This is a genomic window from Altererythrobacter sp. H2 (assembly GCF_035319885.1).
Lineage (GTDB): Bacteria > Pseudomonadota > Alphaproteobacteria > Sphingomonadales > Sphingomonadaceae > 34-65-8.
The window spans coordinates 1,482,219-1,498,540 of the sequence record NZ_CP141285.1 but is presented as its reverse complement, the minus strand read 5'-3'; the positions used below and the strand labels follow the sequence as shown (position 1 = coordinate 1,498,540).

At 65.0% G+C, this 16,322-nt stretch carries 19 protein-coding genes; 7 read left to right on the top strand and 12 right to left on the bottom strand.

The window, feature by feature from the left end; genetic code table 11:
- Nucleotide 1 precedes the first annotated feature (1 nt).
- Complete coding sequence (locus U4960_RS07690; RefSeq protein WP_324262953.1) at nt 2-2,548, bottom strand: YadA-like family protein; 2,547 nt, start codon at nt 2,546-2,548, stop codon at nt 2-4.
- 356 nt (nt 2,549-2,904) lie between these two features.
- On the opposite strand from U4960_RS07690, the gene astD reads away from it, so the two are divergent.
- A complete protein-coding gene (gene astD / locus U4960_RS07685) occupies nt 2,905-4,320 on the top strand; it encodes a succinylglutamate-semialdehyde dehydrogenase (protein ID WP_324262952.1) in 1,416 nt (471 codons plus the stop codon).
- Between the two features lie 2 nt (nt 4,321-4,322).
- Here the strand turns inward: astD and U4960_RS07680 are convergent, their stop codons facing one another.
- Nucleotides 4,323-5,063 carry a hypothetical protein gene (locus tag U4960_RS07680; RefSeq protein ID WP_324262951.1) on the bottom strand — a complete coding sequence of 247 codons (741 nt, stop codon included), beginning with the start codon at nt 5,061-5,063 and terminating at the stop codon, nt 4,323-4,325.
- A 147-nt stretch (nt 5,064-5,210) separates the two neighbouring features.
- The gene (locus U4960_RS07675; RefSeq protein WP_324262950.1) at nt 5,211-5,714 is read right to left on the bottom strand and encodes a glycine zipper 2TM domain-containing protein; all 504 of its coding nucleotides are present in this window, start codon (nt 5,712-5,714) and stop codon (nt 5,211-5,213) included.
- A 187-nt stretch (nt 5,715-5,901) separates the two neighbouring features.
- On the opposite strand from U4960_RS07675, the gene rarD reads away from it, so the two are divergent.
- A complete protein-coding gene (rarD, locus tag U4960_RS07670; RefSeq protein ID WP_324262949.1) occupies nt 5,902-6,804 on the top strand; it encodes an EamA family transporter RarD in 903 nt (300 codons plus the stop codon).
- On the opposite strand, the gene pyrC is transcribed toward rarD, so the two are convergent.
- Nucleotides 6,793-7,827 (bottom strand): dihydroorotase, encoded by a 1,035-nt coding sequence (pyrC, locus tag U4960_RS07665; protein WP_324262948.1) that lies wholly within the window; start codon nt 7,825-7,827, stop codon nt 6,793-6,795. The genes rarD and pyrC overlap by 12 nt on opposite strands.
- A 40-nt stretch (nt 7,828-7,867) precedes the next feature.
- Between pyrC and U4960_RS07660 the strand changes: the two genes are divergently transcribed.
- Nucleotides 7,868-8,599, top strand: a complete 732-nt coding sequence (locus U4960_RS07660) for a YgfZ/GcvT domain-containing protein (protein WP_324262947.1) — start codon at nt 7,868-7,870, stop codon at nt 8,597-8,599.
- Here U4960_RS07660 and U4960_RS07655 read toward each other — a convergent pair.
- Nucleotides 8,583-9,182 carry a TetR/AcrR family transcriptional regulator gene (locus U4960_RS07655; RefSeq protein WP_324262946.1) on the bottom strand — a complete coding sequence of 200 codons (600 nt, stop codon included), beginning with the start codon at nt 9,180-9,182 and terminating at the stop codon, nt 8,583-8,585. The two genes, U4960_RS07660 and U4960_RS07655, sit on opposite strands and share 17 nt — an antisense overlap.
- Nucleotides 9,183-9,212: 30 nt before the next feature.
- Here U4960_RS07655 and U4960_RS07650 point away from each other — a divergent pair, with 30 nt between their 5' ends.
- Both U4960_RS07650 and U4960_RS07645 read left to right on the top strand, forming a co-directional pair.
- Nucleotides 9,213-10,121 carry a metal-dependent hydrolase gene (locus U4960_RS07650; protein WP_324262945.1) on the top strand — a complete coding sequence of 303 codons (909 nt, stop codon included), beginning with the start codon at nt 9,213-9,215 and terminating at the stop codon, nt 10,119-10,121.
- A gap of 87 nt (nt 10,122-10,208) precedes the next feature.
- Nucleotides 10,209-11,087 (top strand): metal-dependent hydrolase, encoded by an 879-nt coding sequence (locus U4960_RS07645; protein WP_324262944.1) that lies wholly within the window; start codon nt 10,209-10,211, stop codon nt 11,085-11,087.
- A gap of 44 nt (nt 11,088-11,131) precedes the next feature.
- Here the strand turns inward: U4960_RS07645 and U4960_RS07640 are convergent, their stop codons facing one another.
- From U4960_RS07640 to rplU, 3 genes are all read right to left on the bottom strand, one after another.
- Nucleotides 11,132-11,665 carry a GNAT family N-acetyltransferase gene (locus U4960_RS07640; RefSeq protein WP_324262943.1) on the bottom strand — a complete coding sequence of 178 codons (534 nt, stop codon included), beginning with the start codon at nt 11,663-11,665 and terminating at the stop codon, nt 11,132-11,134.
- A 219-nt stretch (nt 11,666-11,884) separates the two neighbouring features.
- Complete coding sequence (gene rpmA / locus U4960_RS07635) at nt 11,885-12,154, bottom strand: 50S ribosomal protein L27 (RefSeq protein WP_324262942.1); 270 nt, start codon at nt 12,152-12,154, stop codon at nt 11,885-11,887.
- A 12-nt stretch (nt 12,155-12,166) separates the two neighbouring features.
- Nucleotides 12,167-12,640, bottom strand: coding sequence for a 50S ribosomal protein L21 (gene rplU / locus U4960_RS07630; protein ID WP_324262941.1), 474 nt, complete (start codon nt 12,638-12,640; stop codon nt 12,167-12,169).
- Nucleotides 12,641-12,847: 207 nt separating this feature from the next.
- Here rplU and U4960_RS07625 point away from each other — a divergent pair, with 207 nt between their 5' ends.
- Both U4960_RS07625 and U4960_RS07620 read left to right on the top strand, forming a co-directional pair.
- Nucleotides 12,848-13,345, top strand: a complete 498-nt coding sequence (locus U4960_RS07625; RefSeq protein WP_324262940.1) for a hypothetical protein — start codon at nt 12,848-12,850, stop codon at nt 13,343-13,345.
- The gene (locus U4960_RS07620; RefSeq protein ID WP_324262939.1) at nt 13,342-14,040 is read left to right on the top strand and encodes a Crp/Fnr family transcriptional regulator; all 699 of its coding nucleotides are present in this window, start codon (nt 13,342-13,344) and stop codon (nt 14,038-14,040) included. Before U4960_RS07625 ends, U4960_RS07620 begins: the two co-directional genes overlap by 4 nt.
- Before the next feature lie 162 nt (nt 14,041-14,202).
- On the opposite strand, the gene U4960_RS07615 is transcribed toward U4960_RS07620, so the two are convergent.
- The 4 genes from U4960_RS07615 to U4960_RS07600 are packed head-to-tail and all read right to left on the bottom strand — an operon-like array spanning nt 14,203 to nt 16,321.
- Nucleotides 14,203-14,661: a molybdenum cofactor biosynthesis protein MoaE gene (locus U4960_RS07615; protein ID WP_324263079.1), complete on the bottom strand. Its 459-nt coding sequence runs from the start codon at nt 14,659-14,661 to the stop codon at nt 14,203-14,205.
- A gap of 16 nt (nt 14,662-14,677) precedes the next feature.
- Nucleotides 14,678-14,947, bottom strand: coding sequence for a MoaD/ThiS family protein (locus U4960_RS07610; protein ID WP_324262938.1), 270 nt, complete (start codon nt 14,945-14,947; stop codon nt 14,678-14,680).
- Complete coding sequence (moaA, locus tag U4960_RS07605; protein ID WP_324263078.1) at nt 14,944-15,948, bottom strand: GTP 3',8-cyclase MoaA; 1,005 nt, start codon at nt 15,946-15,948, stop codon at nt 14,944-14,946. The genes U4960_RS07610 and moaA overlap by 4 nt, the downstream gene beginning before the upstream one ends.
- Nucleotides 15,949-15,997: 49 nt before the next feature.
- Complete coding sequence (locus tag U4960_RS07600; protein WP_324262937.1) at nt 15,998-16,321, bottom strand: Rossmann fold domain-containing protein; 324 nt, start codon at nt 16,319-16,321, stop codon at nt 15,998-16,000.
- Between the last annotated feature and the right edge of the window lies 1 nt (nt 16,322).

The following is a 16,322-nucleotide window of genomic DNA, read 5'->3' as shown; positions in this document are numbered from 1 at the left end:
CTTACCAGGCGACTTGGAAGCCGCCACGTGCACCGACTTCGCCGCTGTCGAAGCCGATACCGACGCCGGCCGAGAAGGCAGCGTTTTCGCTGACCCGGGCCGAGATGGCGAGCGTGCCGGCACCCTGGCTTTCGAAGTAACCGACGCCGCCCGAGAGAGCGAACGTGGTGCCTGCGGGAAGCATCGGCGATTCCATCGCGAGCGCCATGGCCACACCTTCGTTCGACCGGTCAATCGCTGCGCGGTTGGCAGCGGTTTCACCGAACAGCTGGTTGATCTGTCCGGTATGGGTCTGAGTCAGGGTCTGCAGAGCTGCGATGTTGGTGGTGTTTGCCGTCACCCGGGTGTTGAGACCGTTGATTGCCGTCGAGTTGGCAGCAATGTTGGTCGTATTGGTGGTCACCCGCGTATCAAGCACCCCGATTGCTGCCGTGTTCGCGGCAATATTGGTGGTGTTGGTGGCGATGTTGCCAGCGTTCACAGCGATATTGGCTGTGTTGGTGGCGATGTTACCAGCGTTCACAGCAATATTGGCCGTGTTGGTGGCAATGTTGCTGGTGTTGGTGGTCACCCGCGTATCGAGCGCCGTGATTGCCGAAGCATTGGCCGCGATATTCGTGGTGTTGGTGGCGATGTTGGCGGTGTTCGTCGCGATGTTCGCCGTGTTTGTCGCGATGTTGGTTTCGTTGGTCGCGACCCGCGTGTCGAGAGCCGTGATCGCCGAAGCATTGGCCGCGATATTCGTGGTGTTGGTGGCGATGTTGGCTTCGTTGGTCGTGACCCGCGTGTCGAGCGCCGTAATTGCGGTGGCGCTGGCAGCGATGGCCGAAGCGTTGGTGGCGATCCCTGCTTCAGCCGTCGTCAGACGTCCGTCGAGAGCGACAATGTCACCCTCGGCCGTGGTTAGGCGTCCGTCGAGCGCCACAATGTCGCCCTCCGCCGTGGTCAGGCGCCCGTCGAGTGCCACAATGTCGCCCTCGGCCGTGGTCAGACGTCCGTCGAGAACAACGATATCACCTTCGGCCGTCGTGAGACGTCCGTCGAGCGCATCGACCTGGGCAACCGAAGCCAGCGTGCTCACGTCCACGCCCTGGCCCAGCGTACCGCTGGCATCGGTGGTGGCCATGAAGAGGGTCCCGGTCTGGGCGGCGGTGCTGGCGGCGATATCGCCAACCGTTACCGAGCTGCCCGTGTTGCCCAGCTTGACCTGGCCAGCACGGTCGGTGACGGTCCCGACGCCGACGGCGGTCGAGTTGTCGAAGGCTGCCACGGAACCATTGCCCAGCGCAGCCGAATTGTTTCCGGTGGCTTGGGCTACGTTGCCCAGAGCGACGGAGAAGCTACCCGATGCGTTTGAGCCATTCCCAATGGCATTGGCAGCAGCGCCAGTGGCTTGGGAAAGGTTGCCGATTGCGACGGTGAATTCATTAGAAGCATTGGCGCCGCCACCATAAGCGTTGCTGGCAAAGCCAGTCGCACTGGCACCGATACCAACCGCCGTGCTGAAGTCGCCCGAGGCGGTCGAGAAACCGCCGAGCGAAGTGCCTTGATCCCCTGACGCAGTGCTGCTGACCCCCAGCGCAGTGGATATGAAACCACTCGCATCAGCATCACCACCGATGGCAACACCGCCGGGGCCGCTGGCCGTGGCACCAATCAAGTTGCCATCGTTGTCACCACCAATCGCCACGCTGAGGACGGCGGTCGATGATGCCAGGTTGCCAACCGCAATTGATTGGGAACCGGTTGCCTGCGCTGCTTCACCCACCGCAGTCGAGCGGGTGCCGCTCGCTACTGTCAGGTGACCGAGCGCCGTCGAACGGACGCCGGTCGCATTGGCGCGCCAGCCGAAGGCCGACGTGCCCGGCTGCGTTGCCGAGCTTTCCGAACCGACCGAGACGGAGTTCAGGCCGGAAGAAATAGCCGATTCACCAATCGCCACAGCATCGTCGCCCGATGCGACCGCGAGCGTCCCGACAGCAGTCGAGGTTTCGCCCTGCGCCGCCGCCCCAAAGCCGGTTGCGGTCGAGGCGCGACCCGAAGCAAGCGCGAAAGAGCCCGCTGCAAAGGCACCAGCGCCTGTGGCTTGGCTCTCACGCCCCAAGGCGACCGAGTTGGCACCGCTGGCCGTGGAACGGAAGCCCATGGCGACCGCTTCGCTACCGGATGCGGTAGCGACGCGGCCCATCGCGACGGAATTGCGCCCACCTGCGGAGGCAAGGCTGCCCACGGCGGTCGATTGGTCACCTGTCGCCGAAGTGTTTGCCCCAACCGCGGTGCTGTTTGCCCCCGTTGCCTGTGCATTCGGGCCGCATGCGAGCGAATCGGTGCTTCCCGGTCCGGTCGAGACTGCGCCGCCGGTCGAATCGGTCGGCGGTACGAGCAGTGCGTCATCAACCACGCCTTCAAACGCGGGATCGCCATCGTCGAGCAAGCACTCTTCTGCCGCCACCGGGGCAGCGGTCATCGTGGTCATCGCCACGACGGCAAACGCCAGGGTCGAGCCCGCCAGGCCCAGACCACCGAGATATCCGGAATTCTTACGCATCACATAAACTCCCACCGGCCGAAGCCTGAGCAGAACTAAAACCGCGCGCGTGTCACGCTGCGGCCAACGGATGCGACCCGTTTATGCAGGGAATGGAACTGTCACCGTGCCAGACGGCGCGCCCCTGTTTGCCCCTGAAATGACACCCGTCAGGGGCGCCAGTGCCTTACGTCTCGTAAAAGCAGCGTGGTATCTGCCGTGCTTACAAACGTTAATCAAGACTAATCGGGATTAAACAAGCGGCCAAGATTGTTGACCCTTATGCGACTCCGGGTAGAAGCCCGCTCGTTAGCTCTTTGCCAACCATGCCTCTTCGCGGGAAACACACAACCAGCCTGATAGGAAGGACGTCGATCGTGTCCCAATCCGATATCGTCTCTTTCGAACCGGCCACTGGCGTTGAACTTTGGCGCGGCAAGATCGGCAATGTTGCCGAAGCTGTTGACCGCGCCCGCCGCGCCTGGCCCGCCTGGGCAGCCCAGCCGCTAGCCACCCGGATCGAACTGGTCCGCCGCTTTGCCAACGAAGTGCGCAAGGATGCCGACCGTCTGGCCGAAACAATTGCCCGGGAAACCGGCAAGCCGATGTGGGAAGCCCGCACCGAAGTGGAATCGGTGGTCGCGAAAGTGGACATTTCGGTCAACGCCTACGCCGAGCGGACGGGCCAGAAGAAACTCGACAGCGCCCTGCAGGGATCGTCCGCTGTCCGGCACAAGCCGCACGGCGTGATGGTCGTGCTGGGGCCATACAATTTCCCGGCCCACCTGCCCAACGGACATATCGTGCCTGCGCTGATTGCGGGCAATGCCGTGATCTTCAAGCCGAGCGAGAAGACCCCCGCCACGGCAGAGCGGCTGATGGCCTGCTTCAACCGCGCCGGGATCTCTGCCGCCGTGGCCCAGCTGTTCATCGGCGGCCCGCAGGAAGGGCAGGAGCTGGTCGCGCACCCCGGTGTCGACGGCGTCCTCTTCACCGGATCGGCACGCGTCGGGATTGCCATCAACAAGCGGCTCGCCACCAATCCCGGCAAGATCGTGGCGCTGGAAATGGGCGGCAACAACCCGATCGTGGTGATGGACACGCCGAAGATTTCCGATGCTGCCGTGCTGATCGTCCAGTCGGCTTTCACCAGCGCAGGGCAGCGATGCAGCGCGGCGCGGCGGCTGATCGTGAAGGACAGCATGTACGACCCGCTGATGCAGGAGGTCAAAGCGCTGACGTCCCGCATCATCGTGGGCGAACCCTTTGCCGAGCCGGCCCCGTTCATGGGCCCGGTGATTGACAACGACGCGGCCGAGCAGCTGGTCGAGAGCTTCCTTTATTTCCTGTCCCACGGGGGCAAGGCGATCCGCCACATGACCCGGCCCGACAACGACCGGCCGTTCCTCACCCCGGGAATAATCGACACGACCGCGATAAAGGACCGGCCCGATGTCGAACTGTTCGGCCCCCTGCTTCAGGTGATCCGGGTGGCTGATCTTGATGAAGGCATTGCCGAAGCCAACCGGACACGGTTCGGCCTTTCGGCTTCACTGATTGGCGGAACCCCGCAGGATTACAGCCGTTTCTGGGCCAATGTCCGCGCCGGAGTGATCAACTGGAACCGGCCCACCAACGGCGCATCGTCCAAGGCCCCGTTCGGCGGCCTGGGTCTTTCGGGCAATCACCGCCCTTCAGCCTATTACGCGGCAGACTATTGCGCCTATCCCGTGGCCAGCACCGAAATGGAGCAGCCGCGTGCCAGCGTGGGCGTGGGCTTCAGCGAAGGCTGAGGTCAGGCCGCCGGCGGGCCTGCACCACCCGTCACGAGGTCGACTTCCTGGTGGCCCAGAAAGGATGGGCGCCCCCGGACCAGCAATCTGGCGCCGCGCTTGCGCCCTTCGATCTGCCAGACATCGTCACCCCGGCGATAGGTGACCGCATAGCCGCCCTGGCTTGCCTTGCCGAAATAGAACGCTGCCATATCTTCGGCGGGAACGGGGCTGCGAAAGCGCACCGCGCGAAATGCGCAGCCCTGCCGGTCACTACCGAGCGCCTCGATGGTGGTGCCGCGGGGGAAAACCGGACTTGAGCCTGGCAGGAGGGCCGCCCAGCCAAAACCATAGCGGGCGCCCGCGAGACATTTTTCCAGGCCCGGCACCTGCGTGGCAACGCCTTCGAGCATGACCAGCGGCGACACCTCGCCTTCGGGGCCCAGCGGGCCCGGCTCGGGCAGGCGGGGCACCGCTCCGCTCCCGCCGAGCAGGGCCACGGCACGGTCCTGCGCCTCACGGATCGCCTCCGGCGTGGCGATGTCTGCGGGGAGCGAGTGATCCTGCGAGCCGGTGAGTGCTGCATTGGCCTCGTTCGATGACACCAGATCGGGATCGGTCATCAGGGGCTCGTTCAGCGCATGCGCCACGGCGGGATCGAGGTCCTCTTGCGGCCCGATCTCGCCAGGCGCGTCGCTGCAAGCCGCCAACAGCAATGGAGCGACGAGCGCCAGCGGCATCGCGCAGGAGCGGGCGGACTTCATCGGGGTGACTTAGCGGCCCGTGGTTAATTTGACCCTACCCCACGGTCGAAGGCGCCCCGGACCGGATGGTCCGAGGCGCCTTCCGCAGCGGGTTGAGGGCTGCGCTGCGAGCCGCAGGTGGGTGCGGCCCGAAGCTGGTTTCATGGCTTACCGGCAGCGCGAACTGCCGCGGTCGATCTCACGACCGAGCAGGGCTCCGCCCGCCGCGCCGAGAATGGCCCCGAGCGTCCGGTCACCGTTGCGCCCGGCAATCTCGCGGCCAAGCAGCGCCCCGGCGGCACCGCCGATCAACAGGCCGGTGGTGCCATCCTTGCGGCGGCAGTAATAACGGCCGTCATTGCCCTGCCACACGCGGGTATCGCGATAGACCGGCTCTTCGTAATAGCCCCGGTCATAGCTGCGGGCCTCGCGGCGGTCGTACCGGCGGTCATATCGACGGTCGTTGCGGCGGTCATAGCCGCGGCCCTTACGATAGTTGTCATACTTGCGGTAACGGTCGCCACCGTTGGCAGCGGTGTCATAGTTGTGGGCCATGTTCTGCGGCATCCATGCAGCCGCATCCGCCGTCACCTGAGCAGCGGATGGGGTTGCAACGGCCAGCGCAGGAGCAGCAAGTGCCAGGGCAGCGAACTTCAAGGTCATGCGGGTCATCGTTCGTCCTTTTCCCGTTCAAGAGCGGAGAGTGGGATAACCGGCCGCTCGGTGAGTTCAGGAATAACCCGCCTTTCCTGAACGGACTGCAACGGCTTGTGCAGGTTTCGATTTTGCGATGAACGGAGGCCCTGTGCCGACCGATTGCCGCTTGCCGGGGCTGTGCGCGGGGCCTAGCGCGCCTGCCATGGACCGAGACAACACTCCGCCCGTCCCGTCCGGCCTGCCGCCTGCGCTGGCAGCATACGTGATGTGGGGTTTTCTGCCGGTCTACCTGTTGCTGGTGCGCGAGGTGCCGCCGTTTGAATTCGTCGGCTGGCGGATCATCTGGACCTTGCCGGTGTGCCTGCTGATCGTTGCCTGGCGCAAGCAGGGGCCGGACTTGCGAGTCGCCCTGGCAGACCGGCGCAGCCTGCTGCTGCTGGCTGGCAGCGCCACCCTGATCGGGATCAACTGGCTGGTTTATGTCTGGGCCATCCAGCGCGGCGAGGTGCTGGCTGCCAGCCTTGGCTATTACATCAATCCGCTGCTCAATGTCGTGCTCGGCACGGTCTTCCTGCGCGAGCGGCTGACCCGGCTGCAATGGCTGGCGGTGGCGCTGGCAGCCTGCGGTGTCGGGTTACTTCTCGGCGGTGCGCTGACCACGCTGTGGATCAGCCTCACCCTGGCAATGAGCTTCGGGTTCTATGGCCTGCTGCGCAAGCAGGTGGTGGTCGGATCGGTGCCGGGCCTGACCATTGAAACGGCGATCCTGCTGCCCCCGGCCCTCGCCATCGCCTGGTACTATGCCGGCACACCGGCGGGGCCTGCCTTCGGGCAAGATCTGGGCCTCAGCCTCGCGATCATGCTCGGCGGGGTGATTACCGCCGTGCCGCTGTTGATGTTCGCGGTAGCTGCCCGACGGCTCGACTATTCGGTTCTGGGCATGATCCAGTTCATCGCCCCCACCATCGTGTTCGTGCTTGGGCTGACGCTTTTCGGGCAGCCGCTCGACTGGCTCCAGCTGGCTTGCTTCGTGCTGATCTGGTCTGCGCTGGCTGTATTCGTGTGGGATCTGCTGGCGCGGCGGCGGGCGGCCTCAGCCGGCTAGGCGCCAGCCAAGCGTTTCACCTGCGTGGAATGGCACGATCATGGTGCCGTTCACGTCCAGCAGCTCCGGCACCTTGACCTCGGCCCGCTCCAGACTGATGCGTGCTTCATTGAGCGGCAGCCCGTAGAACCGCGGGCCGTTTTCGCTGGCAAAGGCCTCGAACCGGTCCAGCGCGCGCTCCTCGTCGAACACAGCGAGATAGGTTTCCAGTGCGAACGGCGCGTTGAAGATGCCCGCACAGCCGCAGGCCGATTCCTTGGCCTCGCGCGCATGGGGCGCGCTGTCGGTGCCAAGGAAATACTTCGTCGAGCCCGACGTGGCTGCCGCACGCAGCGCCAGACGGTGTTTCTCCCGCTTGGCGACCGGCAGGCAATAGGCATGGGGACGGATCCCCCCCACCAGCATGGCATTGCGGTTGAGGTGGAGGTGCTGCGGCGTGATGGTGGCGCCGATGCCGGGCCCGGATCCGTCCACGAACTGCACCGCATCTTCAGTGGTGATGTGTTCGAAGATGACCTTCAGCTGCGGCAGCCGCGCCACCAGCGGGGCGAGCGTGCGTTCGATGAACACCGCCTCGCGGTCGAACACGTCGACATCATGGTCAGTGACCTCGCCATGGATGCACAAGGGCATGCCGATTTCGGCCATCCGCTCCAGCACCTGGTCGAGCCGCCGGATATCCGTCACCCCGCTGTCCGAATTGGTGGTGGCCCCTGCCGGATAAAGCTTGGCTGCGGTGAACACGCCGCTGGCAAAACCGTGGGCAATGTCGCCTGCATCGGTGTTGTCGGTCAGATAGCAGGTCATCAGCGGGGTGAAATCGACACCCTGCGGCACGGCCGCCAGGATCCGATCGCGATAGGCAGCGCCAAGCGCGGTGGTCGTGACCGGCGGCGACAGGTTGGGCATCACGATCGCGCGGGCAAACTGGCGCGCGGTGTAGGGCACGACCCCGTGCATGACCGCACCATCGCGGAAGTGGAGATGCCAGTCATCGGGGCGGCGGATTGTCAGCGATTCCATAAGGGCTTCCCTTAGTCGCGCCCCGCCCTATCTGTCACGCATGACGACACACCGTTTGGCCTCCCGCGCCGTGATCCGCATTTCCCCGACCGACACCAGCGAAAGCGCACGCGATTTCCTTCAGGGACTCGTCACCAACGACGTGACCGGCGGACTGCCTGTCTATGCGGCCCTGCTCAGCGCCCAGGGCAAGCACATGTTCGATTTTCTGGTCTGGGCCGATGGCGACGACCTGCTGCTCGATTGCGAGGGGGAGCACGCTGACGAGCTGGTACGCCGGCTCTCGCTCTACCGCCTGCGCCGCAAGCTGGCGATTGCGCGGGACGATGCGCTTGGCGTGTTCTGGAGCCTCGACCAAGAGGGCGCGGATGATCCGCGCCTTGCCGCACTCGGCCAGCGGTCGGTCGGGCCAGTTTTCGATAGTGATGGCGCGGGCGACGCCGCCTGGCTGGCGCACCGCCTCTCACTGGGCGTCGCCGAGGGCCGCGCCGAGCTGGGCGACCTCCTCTGGCTGGAAACCAATGCCGCCGAGCTGAACGGCGTCAGCTTCACCAAGGGCTGTTATATCGGGCAGGAGAACACCGCCCGGATGAACTGGCGGCAAAAGGTCAACCGGCGCCTGGTGGTGGTGCCGCTGGCCCAGTCGGACGAAAAGCGCCAGCGCGCCGCCTACCCCGGACTGGACCTGGCCGTGGACTATCGCCGGGTGGAGGACATCGCCCCGGACTCCGCCCCCGGCTGGCTCGCAGACGCGCTCAAGCCAGCTGATTGAACGCGGCGATCGAGCTTTCCAGCATCCGCTGGGCACGGTCGCGCGCGGCCGTTTCGGGCAAGCCGAGCGACCGGGCCAGCGCCGATCCGATCAGGGCATCGCCCATCGCCATCAGCACCAGCGCCAGGGTGTCCTCGTGCACCCGCATGGCTTCGCCAGTGTGGGTTGCTTCATCCTGGGCGATCTCGTCGACCAGCTGGTGAATCGTCTCGACAATGGGCGAAAGCGCGTCTTCGTTGCCCGTCAGGATCATCCAGCTCGCAAGCGCGCCGGCCCCTTCCTTGTCAAAGGCATCGAACGCCAGATCGACCACTTCGCGCGGGGAGCCGAGGCCCGCACGGGTGGCCCGCACGGCATCCCTGATCGACTCGCACACGGTCTCTGCGAGATGCCGGGCCAGCTCCTTCTGGAGCCCTGATGCCGAACCGAAATGGTGCAGCAGATTGGCGTGTGTGCGCCCGATCCGGCCGGCGACGGCCTTGAGCGTTACGGACTGAGGCCCGGTTTCGATCAGAAGGCTGCGCGCCGCCTGAAGCGCCGCCGTACGGGATTCTTCAGGGGTCCAGCGCTTGCGACTTGCCATGGAAATCTATGCCTAATAGTATGTTAATCTATGGGTGACCAAACAAAGCTCGACCTAGAGCGCGCGCAGCCGCTCGGCAAGTCAACTGTCGCTGGCGGGAGCGCCACGCCGGAAGAACATGCCCTGATCATCCGTGACCAGCGGTTTGACCGCGATCACCTTGTTCCGCGCTGGTGGCATTCGAATGATCCAGTGGCGACCGCGTGGTACAATTCGGTTTCGGCCAGCCTGCCCCGGGGCGAAGCGTTCTTTATCGACACCCTCAAGGCTTTCCGGGCTGACCTGCCGCCCAAGCTGGCAGCAGAGGTCAAGGCCTTCACCCGGCAGGAAGTGAACCACACCCGCGAACATGTCGCGTTCAACCGGATCGTACAGGATCACGGCTACGATGTCGAAAGCATCGACCAGGGCATCCATGCCATGCTTGAACTGACCGCGGGCCGCCCGCCCGAATTCAACCTGGCGGTCACAATCGCGCTCGAGCATTTCGCCGCAGTGATCAGCCGCCAACTGCTGGTGCATCCGGAATACCTCGCCGGGGCCGACCCGGTCGCGGCCGACGTCTGGCGCTGGCACGCGACTGAAGAGATCGAGCACAAGGGGCTGGTCTATGACGTATGGCTCCACGCCACCCGCGAATGGAGCGCGTGGAAGCGGTGGAAGGTCCGCTCGCTGATCGCCGTGCTGATCACGAAGAAGTATTTCGGTAACCGCATCCGCGACGCCATCGGCCTGCTGGAGCAGGACGGTTTCAGCCGCAAGCAGGCGCGGCGCAAGCTCTATGCTTTCCTGTGGTGGAAGCCGGGGATGATGCGGCGGATGTTCGGCGAATGGGCCGCGATCCTGATGCCGGGGTTCCATCCGTGGAAGCTGGATGACCGGGCGCTGATCGCCAGGTTCGACAGCCCTTATGCCGATGCGGTGATGCCCGCCGAATAGCGCGGCCAACCAGGTAACCGAACGTTATTGACATCAATGTAAGTAGTCCATACTTACATTGATGTCAGTATTGATTCGGAGTATCACATGAACGCCCCCGTCCAGATCGACCTTGACCGCCGCGAGTCCGCCCCCACGCCGTCGGACCTTGACATCACCGTGCGGGACGAGCGTTTCAACCGCAACACCACCCCCAATCGCTGGTGGGCAGGCGAGCCGTTCGGCACCGCCTGGCACAACGCGCTGTCCGCCACCTTCCCGCGCGGCGAGGCGTTCTTCATCGAAGCCGTCAAAGCCCACCGTGAAGGTGCTGGCCCCAAGCTCGATGCCGAGATCCGGGCTTTCGTCCGGCAAGAAATCAATCACACCCGCGAACACATCGCCTTCAACAAGCTGGCCGAAAGCCACGGCTATGACATCAAGACGATCGACAAGCGGGTCGAGGAAATGCTCGCTCTGACCAAGGATCGCCCGGCCATCGTCAACCTCGCCGCGACCCTGGCACTGGAACACTACACCGCGATGATGGCGCACGAATTCCTCGCCAACCCCAAGCACTTCGACAAGGCCGACCCCGAAGTGCGTGCCATGTGGAAATGGCACGCAATCGAGGAAGTCGAGCACAAGGGCGTCGCGTTCGACACCTGGAACCACGCCACGCAGGGCTGGACGCCCTGGCGCCGGTGGAAGGTACGCAACCTGATGATGCTGATCGTCAGCGTGAACTTCCTGCGCAATCGCTGGCAGGACAGCCTGAACCTGCTGGCGCAGGATGGGATTACCGGCAGCAAGGCGCGGCTCGGCCTGCTCAGGTACCTGCTCTGGTCGCCCGGCGTGCTGCGCCGCATCTTCCCCGCGTGGCTGGCCTACTTCAAGCCCGGCTTCCACCCCTGGGATCATGACGACCGCGCGCTGATCCGCAAGTTCGAGGGCGAATTCAGCGATGCGCTGATGCCGGCTGAGTAAGCGTCTGCAGGATCAAAAGGCCCCCGCCATTCCGGGGTCCTTTTTCATGCCGCGCGTTGCATGACCGAATCTTCGGCCACCAGGTCCAGTGCGTACTCCACCGTCATGGCGGCTGCACCACGCCCGAGGCTGGCGCGCTCGCGCCTGACCCCGGTCGGCGCAAAGCCGATTTTCTGCAGCACCCGGCCCGATGCCGGATTGTCGATGAAATGGCTCGCTGTGAGGCGCGTATGGCCGAGCATCCGGGCAATCTCGCGCATTGCCCGTCCGGCTTCCGTGCCATAGCCACGGCCCCAGTGCGGGCGGGCGATCCAGTAACCCAGATCGGCCCCGGCGTCGCCCGGATCAATCCCGATGCAGCCGATCAGCGCCCCGCCGTCTGCAAGGGTTATGGCCAGCCTGGGAAAGTGCAGTTCGGCAGGCAGCGCGACAAACGCCTGCGCATGTTCCGCCTCGTAGGGCCAGGGCGCACTGGCCAGATGGCGGACGATCGCTTCGTCAGCGATCCCCTTAAAAACGGCGCCCCAGTCCTCGGGCCAGAACGGCCTCAGCAGCAACCTTTCACTGCGATGAAACATGGCCTTCTCTCCTCATCGCCCCGCACCTGCCCGCTAGGGACAATGCGTGACACTTGCGTGGCGGCGAAACATTGTTTCGCCTATGCGTGAGGGAGATACGACAAGAGGGAGACGGGCCCCCTGATTACCAGGAAAGCCCCATCTCCCTCTTCGTCTGCCGGTGCCTGTGGCCCGGCTGGGACCGTCCTGTCTGGACGATCCCGTTATCGGATCATCCGGTTATTCGGCTGCTTCGGCAAGCATGTCGACCGATACGAACTTTCGGCCGAGTTTACCCTTGTGGAAGCGAACCACGCCGTCGTTCAGCGCGAACAGCGTATGGTCCTTGCCCATGCCCACGTTGGAGCCCGGGTAGAACTTGGTGCCACGCTGGCGCACGATGATGTTGCCGGCAATCACGCCTTCGCTGCCGAACTTCTTGACGCCAAGGCGACGACCGGCCGAATCACGACCGTTGCGCGACGAACCGCCTGCTTTCTTATGTGCCATCGTCGGGTCTCCTTAATTCGCGCTGTCAGCTGCGGGGTCGGCCTTGGGCGCGGCCTTCTTGGCCGGAGCCTTCTTGGCGGCCGGCTTCTTGGCAGCAGCCTTCGTCTCGGCTGCCGGGGCTTCGGCGGCAGGCGCTTCTGCCGGGGCTGCTTCCTTCTTGGGGGCAGCAGCCTTCTTTTCAGCCTTCGAATCGCCCACGGCCATGATCCGCAGCAGAGTCATCTGCTGGCGGTGGCCATTCTTGCGGCGATAGTTGTGCCGGCGACGCTTCTTGAAGACGATCACCTTCTCGCTCTTCGCCTGAGCGATGATTTCCGCCGAAACGGTCACCTTCGAAGCGTCAGCCAGGCTTTCGCCTTCGCCGGCGAGCAGGACATCGCCCAGCGTAACCGTGTCGCCGGCTTCGCCAGCGAGCTTTTCAACGGCAATCTTGTCTCCGGCGGCAACCCGGTATTGTTTGCCGCCCGTGCGCACAACTGCGAACATGGTGAGTATCTCTCGTATCGTGTTGCTGTGCCGCCTTCATGGATGAAAACGGCAAGTCCGCGCCACCACGTTGTGCGATGGTGCGGGAAGATGGGTGCCGTTAGGGGAAACACCTTTCCAAGTCAACGCCGCGCCGTTCCTTTTTTGCCGCAGGGTGGCAAGCGCCATCCGGTGTGCTAAACGGCCCTCATGCGTCGCGCCCCCTGCATGATGGCCCTGATAGCGGCCCCGTTCTTCCTGACCGCCTGTGCCGGTGGCAGCGCCCGCTACCCGTCGCTCGAAATACGCCCCGCCGAGCGGGCCGAGGGCAGCTTCGCCGTAGCCGGCGGGGGAGCGTCGACTCTGACCGAGGCCCCGATGCCGGAAGGCACCCTTGCCCGCCTGGGCGAGCTGGAAGCGCGGGCACGGGCCGCCCATTCCCGCTTTGTTGCACGCGCGCCGGCGGCCGGCTCCCTGGTCGAAGCGGGCCGGGGTGCCGATGTCAGTGACAACCGCTGGGGTGCCGCGCAGATCGCGCTGGCAGACCTTGATGGCATTCGCAGCGAAACCGCGGTGGCGCTGGGCGATCTCGACCTGCTCTATGTCGATGCCACGCTCGCCTTTACCGAGCGTGATGCAATCGGCCGCACCCGGGCCGGCATCGTCGCCCTCATTGCCGAGGAAGACCGCATTCTCGCCGGACTGCGAGCGAGGGCCGCACCATGAATCTCTCCTGCTCGACCTGCCCGGTGAAGGAACGGGCCGCCTGCTCGGTTCTCGGCGATGAGGACCGGGATATCATGGCTCGCGCGGGGCGCACCCGCATTCTCCAGAAGGGCGAGATGCTGTTTGCCGCCGGAGATGAGGACACGGCCTGCGCCACATTGCTCAGCGGGGCCCTCAAAGTCGCGTCGGTGAGCGAAGAAGGCGAAGAGCAGATCCTCGCGCTCGTCCACCCTGCGGGGTTCATCGGCGAGATGTTCCGGCCTTTCTCCCAGTTCGACGTGGTGGCGCTTACCGAAAGCAGGCTGTGCGTTTTTGCCCGCAGCGACATGGAACATGCGCTCGAGCGTTATCCCGCCCTGACCCTGGCCCTCTTGCGCCGCTCGCAGGAGGACCTCCACGCCACGCGCGAGCTTCTGTCGATGGCTGGCCGCGGTTCCGCAACGCAGAAGGTCGCCGCGCTGGTGCTGGCGATGGCCCATGCGGCGAGCGATTCGCCCTGTCACCCGACCGCGCGATTCGATCTGCCTCTGACCCGTGGAGAGATGGCCAACATGCTGGGCCTGACGATCGAGACAGTCAGCCGGCAGCTGACCAGGCTCGAACGTGATGGCGTGCTCCGGAAGGCCGGTACGCGCGGGATCGAATTGCTCGATCCCGCGCACCTGGCGATGCTGTCCGGTCGGGAGGGCGTCTAGAACTCCGCCGCCGAGGGCGGCAAAGCCCCGGATCATGGACCGCACCGTCAGGATAAACCTGACGTTGTCGCCGGACCGCGCCGCTCACCCCCGTGCATACGGCGCCAGTTCCGGCGACCCCTGCTGTTTGCCTGATGCGGCAATCCGCCACATTGACCAAAGTCAAACCGGGCGCGGTTTCTCCCAGCGCGCCAGATCGGCATAATCGTCGGCGCGCGGCTCGATCCAGTGCCAGCAATCAGCGCGCTTTTCGCGCTTCCAGAACCAGGCCGCGCTCTTGAGATGGTCCATGCAGAAATCGACTGCATCGATCGCATCGCGCCGGTGCAGCGCGGCTGCTGAAACACACACGATCGGCTCACCCGGCTGCATCTGGCCGACGCGGTGAACCATCAGCAAGCCCATCAGCTTGAACCGCGCGAAGGCCCGGTCGGCCAGCTCATGCATTCCCGGCAGCGTGAGCGGCTCGTAATGCGCCAGCTCCAGCGCCTCGACACCCTCGTCGGGCCGCACTTCCCCCACAAAGGTGCAGACCCCGCCCAGCCCCGGATTGGCCTGTGTGAATGGGCCAATCAGCGCGCCGGGAACAAACATCCGGTCCAGCAGGCGGATATCGCGCATCGGCATGGCGCTTTGCTCAGCCTCCGCTGACGGGCGGGAGGAAGGCGACCTCGTCACCGTTCCGGGCCACCAGCGATTCGCGGTCGGCCAGCACTGCCCCGTTGAGCGCCACTTTCACTCTCTCGTCACGAACCGCATCGGCAAGACCGTCAGCAACATGATTGTCGAGCACGGCAAGAATGTCCGGCCAGTCCAGTTCGCCGAAGCTGGACCCGATCTCGCTCTCGGGCTTTCCGGCCACCTCGGCCAGCCGACCCAGATAGACGATCCGAATGCCCTGCTTCATCCCCCCGTCACCGACATATGGCGCGGCTGCGCCGGTGCAGCGCCGCGGGCGGAAATATCGAAATGGTGGCGTTCAGGCTTGATCCGCATCGCTTCGTCCAGCGCCAGAGCGAGATTGGCATCGGGCGCGTCTGACCGCAGCGCCGCCCGCAGGTCGACCCGCTCCCCCCCGCCGAGGCAGGGATAAAGCTGGCCGGTTGCCGTCACCCGGATGCGGTTGCAGCTGGCGCAGAAGTTGTTGGTCAGGGGCGAGATCAGGCCCAGCTGCCCGCCGGTTTGCGCGACTGTGAGATAGCGTGCCGGCCCCCCGCTGCTGTGGCCGTTTTCCTGCAAGGTGAATATCTCCTCCAGCCGCTGCCGCACGGCAGTGAGCGGGAGGAAATGGTCAACCCGGTCCTCATCGACCTCACCCAGCGGCATGACCTCGATCAGGGTCAGGTCATGGCCTTCGCCATGGGCCCATCGGATCAGTTCAGGGATTTCATCCTCGTTCAGCCCCTTCAGGGCGACCGTATTGATCTTGACCCTGAGCCCGGCCGCTTTGGCCGCCGCTATGCCGGTGAGGACATCCGCCAGCCGGTCACGCCGGGTCAGCCGGGCGAACAGGGCGGGATCGCGCGTATCGAGCGAGACATTGATCCGCTTGACCCCGGCATCGGCAATCTGGCCTGCAAAGCCCGCCAGTTGCGTGCCATTGGTGGTGAGCGTGAGCTCGTCCAGGCGCCCTTGCCCGCCATGGGCACCCAGCAGCCTGCCAAGCGCACGCAGCAGGTCCGGCATGTCGCGGCGCACCAGCGGTTCGCCGCCGGTCAGGCGGATCTTGGTGATCCCGCGCGCGATGAAGCCGAGCGATAGGTGGTAGAGCTCTTCCAGGCTCAGCACCTCGCGCCGGGGCAGGAACTGCATCTTTTCCGGCATGCAGTAGCCGCAGCGCAAGTCGCACCGGTCGGTCACCGAAAGGCGGAGATAGCTTATCCGGCGCCCGAAGCCGTCACGCAGCATTACGGCACCTGGTTCAGGCCCCGATTCCGGCACACGCGCAGCGGCGGTATCAATTTCCATGAAGCGGGAGATAGTGCCCCGTGACGCCCGGCGCATTTCCCAAATATGTGAGCGTCGCGGAAATCGCGGCTTCATCGCTGCCCGACAGCACATTGACGCGAACCGGTGCCAGGGCCCGGGCAAGGTCACGGGCAGCAGCGCGCCGCCAGTCGGTGTGATCCACCGGCGCAGGCCGCATGACGATTGCGACCGCGTCGGCGCCCTGCTCGGCCTGCTGCCTGACCTGCCCGACCCACTCGTGATGGAACTGCGAAGCGGCATCCAGCGCAGCGGCAGACAGGGCGCCGACCGTCAGGACCGCCTGCCCCGCCATG